The following is a 5,259-nucleotide window of genomic DNA, read 5'->3' as shown; positions in this document are numbered from 1 at the left end:
ACTTCCCGTTAAAAATGTAGTATTATTTCCAGGAGTAGTTATTCCAATTACAGCAGGTAGAAATAAATCCATCAATTTACTGCAAGATGCTCAGCAAAGCGACAAAATTATAGCAGTAATCACGCAAAAAGATGTGAACGTAGACAATCCCACCCTTGAAGATATGTATTCCGTTGGGACTATAGGTAAAATTTTAAAATTACTTAAAATGCCGGATGGAAGCTCCATGGTTATTTTACAAGGAATACGTAAATTTTCTATAAATTCTATACTTGAAGAAGAACCTTATTTAAAGGCAGAAGTTACTTTGCTGGAAGATAAAAGAAAAATTTCAACTAAAAATAAAGAACATTTTAATGTATTATTGGAAAGTCTTCGTGAAACGGCAATTAAAATAATCAATGAAAATCCAGCCATTCCTTCAGATGCATCCTTTGCCATTAAAAATATTGAAGGAAGTTCATTACTAGTTAATTTTGTTGCTTCAAATCTTGACTTACCTTTAATCAAAAAGCAAGAATTATTAGAAATTAACAGTTTATTGGATAGGGCTTCCAAAACATTAAAATATTTAAACTTCGAGCTTCAGAAAATAAGCTTAAAAAATTCCATACAAGATAAAGTAAATAGTGACCTGAGCAAACAACAACGCGAGTATTTCCTTCATCAGCAAATGAAAACCATTCAGGAAGAACTGGGAGGGGTATCCTATGAAGCAGAAGTTCAGGAGATGAAAGATAAAGCTTCTAAGAAAAAATGGAGCAAATCTATACATGAACATTTTGAAAAAGAACTTAACCGATTAGTTCGAATGAATCCTCAAACCCCGGATTACGGAGTTCAGAGGAATTATCTGGAATTAATGTTGGATTTGCCTTGGGAAAAATATTCTAAAGATAATTTTGATATCAATCATGCCGAGAAGGTACTAAATAAAGATCATTTTGGGCTAGAAGATGTAAAAGAACGTATTCTTGAATATCTTGCTGTTTTAAAACTTAAGGGAGACATGAAATCCCCTATTATTTGCCTATACGGCCCTCCCGGAGTTGGAAAAACTTCTTTAGGTAAATCTATAGCCTCTGCCTTAGGTAGAAAATACATACGAATATCACTAGGTGGATTACATGATGAATCGGAAATAAGAGGACATAGAAAAACCTATATTGGGGCTATGCCGGGAAGAATCATTCAATCCATAAAAAAAGTAGGAACTTCGAATCCGGTAGTAGTATTGGATGAGATTGATAAAATCAGTTCGAGCGGACATGGTGATCCTTCTTCAGCCTTACTTGAGGTGCTGGATCCGGAACAAAACAGTACGTTCCACGATAATTTCCTAGATGTTGATTATGACTTATCCAAAGTATTATTCATTGCCACTGCCAATAATTTGGGAACCATTCAGCCTGCATTATTGGACCGAATGGAAATTATAGATATATCGGGATATACCATTGAAGAAAAAGTAGAAATAGCTTATAAGTATCTTTTACCTAAACAAATTACTGAACACGGGCTGAATAAAAAAGATATATCTATAAGTAAAAAAGAATTGGAATTTATTATTCAAGCCTATACTCGAGAATCAGGAGTTAGAGGATTGGAGAGAAAAATCTCTAAAATAGTAAGAAATATAGCATTACAAATTGCTCGAAATAAGGAGTATGATAAAAAATTAAGTAAAGATAAAATTATTGAAATTCTAGGTCCCCCTATGTTGCCTGAAACTTCAGAAACCAATAAAGTTCCGGGTGTAGTTACGGGACTTGCCTGGACACAAGTGGGAGGAGATATCTTATTTATTGAAAGTATCCTTTCCAAAGGAAAAGGAAATTTATCTATGACCGGAAATTTGGGGACTGTAATGAAAGAATCGGCGACCATTGCGTTAGAATATATAAAATCCAATTATAAAAATTTCAATATTGATCCTCAAAAAATTGAGGAAAGCAATATTCACATTCATGTTCCCGAAGGAGCTACTCCGAAAGACGGACCTTCTGCTGGTATAGCGATGCTTACTTCCCTTGTTTCTTCATTTACCGGGAAAAAAGTAAAATCTAAATGGGCCATGACCGGAGAAATTACTTTACGAGGTAAAGTTCTTCCTGTAGGTGGTATTAAAGAAAAAATATTAGCCGCTAAACGCGCAGGAATAACTGATGTAATTTTATGCGAAGAAAACAGAAAAGATATTGAAAAAATAAATCCTGATTATATTAAGGGATTACGAATTCATTATGTTACTCAAATGTCTGAAGTGATAGAACTTGCAATCTAAATAGATTCAAAACACATATATAAGCCTGATTATAATATAATCAGGCTTTTTATTTTACCCTGTCGGTGTACTGTTATTATAACTGTCTTATATCTTTAAAGCTTCGTAATAAAAAACCTAATCATAAAAGATAGTATTTTAATTCTCTTTAATTACTAAAATATTAATAGACAAATTAAAGAGTAGTAGGTAATCTTATCGATAAAATCTGTAATAAATAGAAATTTTAAACTATATAATTTCACTGTGAATATATATGACCTTTTTTAAATGATATCTCAATTACTTTGTAATTAACAGATTATAACAAATAGCATAAATTTATTATGTTTTAGTATTTACAAATACTCTTAAAAATTTTTATTTATGAAAAATTAAATTTTATATCGCGAAAAATGGATTGGGCTATGAATAAGAAGGTTTCATAATAACTTCATATATTTTATCTATTAGATTTTTGATTATTTCCCAGAAGTAATAAAGGGGCCAAACGCCTTATCTTTTTTAAAAAAGAATACTACCATTCCATAACAAGATAAAAAATAGTTTAAAGTTTATATACGAATGATTTATTAAAAAAATTCATTTTTATTTTGTTTACCTTTGAAATTATGAATATGCAAGCGGTACAAAATTTTTATCAAAATATTATTGATAAAGAGAAAAAAAAATTACACCCTCTGAAAAAGAAAATTTTCATTGTGGCAATACTTCGGCTATTAGTGGTACTATTCAGTATTATACTTTGCTATCTTAACTGGAATAATAGAATACACGTAGGCACAATTATTTTAATTTCTCTGCTTGCTTTTATTTTACTTTTAAAATTCCACAACAAACTGTTTTATAAAAAAAAATATTCTCTTACTTTAATTAAAATTGCTAATGACGAATATAAAGCATTACATTATGATTTTACCCCTTTCGATGGAGCGCCTGAATATATACAAACGGAACATAGTTTTAGCTATGACCTTGATCTTTTTGGCGATAGATCTCTTTTCCAGTCTATAAATCGTAGTATTACTTCATTCGGAAAAGAATATCTTGCGCACCTGTTTCTTTCTCCATATTTAGATAAAAGCACTATTTTAGAAAATCAGGAAAGCATTCGTGAATTAACCGCAAAACAAGAATGGATAAATCATTTCAGAGTATTAGGTTCTCTAAATAGAAATACAGAAGAAGGTCGGTTTAATGTAAACACTATGTTTAATGATAAATATTTATTATATAAACAAAGATTTTGGGAAATTATGATTTACCTTATCCCGGCATTTTATATAGGTTTATCTATACTTTGTGCTTTCCAACTAGCCTCTACTTTATATTTTATTCCTTTATGGGTCTTAACCTTTTCTATCAATGCTTTTTCGCAAAAACATGTGACGCAAATTGTGGATACAGTTAGCAAAAAATCAGACAAATTATCTACCTATAGTTCCTTATTTAAAGCTATCGAAAAACAAAATTTTGAGAGCAATTTACTGAAAAATTATCAAGGAGCTCTTAAAAAGAGTACTGCCGCTTCAGCAGCTATTGATAAGCTAAATCGTTATTGTTCTCAATTAAACATGGGAATGGCTTATCCAATGGTTTTACTTTTTAACCCTGTGCTATGTTGGGGTGTGCGTTATGCCATTAAAATAGAACGATGGACAGAAACTTATCGTACACACCTTCCTTATTGGTTTGATACACTCGCACATTTCGATGCTTGGAACTCTCTCTCTACCTTTGCTTATACACACCCCGACTATTGTTATCCGAAAATAAATACAAAGCATTTTATTTTTGAGGGAAAAGAATTAGGGCATCCCTTGCTAGATCGCTCTCTTTGTGTAACCAATGACGTTACTATCGCTAGAGAAAAGTATTTTTTAGTAATTACCGGAGCAAATATGGCCGGAAAAAGTACATTTTTAAGAACCATTGGAGTTAATCACGTACTGGCCTGTATAGGTGCACCTGTATATGCACATTCCTTAGAAGTTTTTCCGGGAAATCTGGTTACCAACTTAAGAACTACTGATTCTTTAGCGGATCACGAATCATATTTCTTTTCTGAATTAAAACGATTGAAAATGATTATTGACCGTTTACATTCAGGAGAACATTTATTTATAATTTTAGATGAAATTCTTAAAGGCACCAATTCCGAAGATAAACAAAAAGGATCGCTAGCGCTTATGAAACAGCTTATATCTTTAAATGGTAATGGAATTATAGCTACCCATGATCTGGTGTTAGGAACATTAGAGCAAAACTACCCTAAAAATGTTAAAAACTACAGTTTTGAAGCAGAAATTATTAATGATGAACTTTTTTTCGATTATAAAATTAAAGAAGGGGTGGCTAAAAATATGAATGCTACCTTTTTAATGAAGAAAATGGGAATTACAGGTATTGATTAAAAAGAAAAAATACCTAACATAACTGTCAGGTATCACGTAAGTACTAGTATATAATATATTTAGAAAGTTATAAGCTTTAATTTATATCTAAACGAACTGCAAAAAAATACGTTCCAATATCAACAGGTCTATTTAATGTGGGATGATTTATAGAGGTATCAGTACGTAATGTATTACGAGTTATATTATCCTCCTTATCAATAGCAGGAAGACTTGTACTAAATGTTAGAGCAATTTCATGTTCATATCCCGGATCTCCCGGATTTTTACCGTCTGATTTTATAACAGCTATATAATTTACATACGGGGTTGTATATTGATAATTTTTAGCTTCCGGATAGATACCAACTACACACATTGCCTTTTTAGATACCTGCCCTTTTAAGTTATCACTTGCCAAATACCAATTTCTATTATATTTACCGGGAATTCCATTTCGATCTTTACAATTATCATAAGGATCAGCATTACGGTTCATACATCCTGATCTTTTATCTTTAAGATGATCATCATCTACTGGTAATCCGTCAAGATCATCTAAATCATGCAAATATGTCCAAT

Annotated in this window: 2 protein-coding genes and 1 pseudogene (1 of these 3 only partly in view); 2 read left to right on the top strand and 1 reads right to left on the bottom strand. The window is 31.4% G+C overall.

What is annotated here, in order from left to right; translation table 11 throughout:
* Both lon and M3Z80_RS04025 read left to right on the top strand, forming a co-directional pair.
* Positions 1-2,284: pseudogene (gene lon / locus M3Z80_RS04030) on the top strand (endopeptidase La); it begins 209 nt to the left of the window's first position.
* Positions 2,285-2,895: 611 nt separating this feature from the next.
* A complete protein-coding gene (locus tag M3Z80_RS04025; protein WP_293917800.1) occupies positions 2,896-4,698 on the top strand; it encodes a MutS-related protein in 1,803 nt (600 codons plus the stop codon).
* 76 nt (positions 4,699-4,774) lie between these two features.
* On the opposite strand, the gene M3Z80_RS04020 is transcribed toward M3Z80_RS04025, so the two are convergent.
* A partial coding sequence (locus M3Z80_RS04020) for a hypothetical protein (protein ID WP_293917798.1) occupies positions 4,775-5,259 on the bottom strand: 485 nt, incomplete at its 5' end.

Source organism: Apibacter sp., from assembly GCF_025291155.1.
Taxonomy (GTDB): domain Bacteria; phylum Bacteroidota; class Bacteroidia; order Flavobacteriales; family Weeksellaceae; genus Apibacter.
This window is presented reverse-complemented; position numbering and strand designations above follow the sequence as displayed.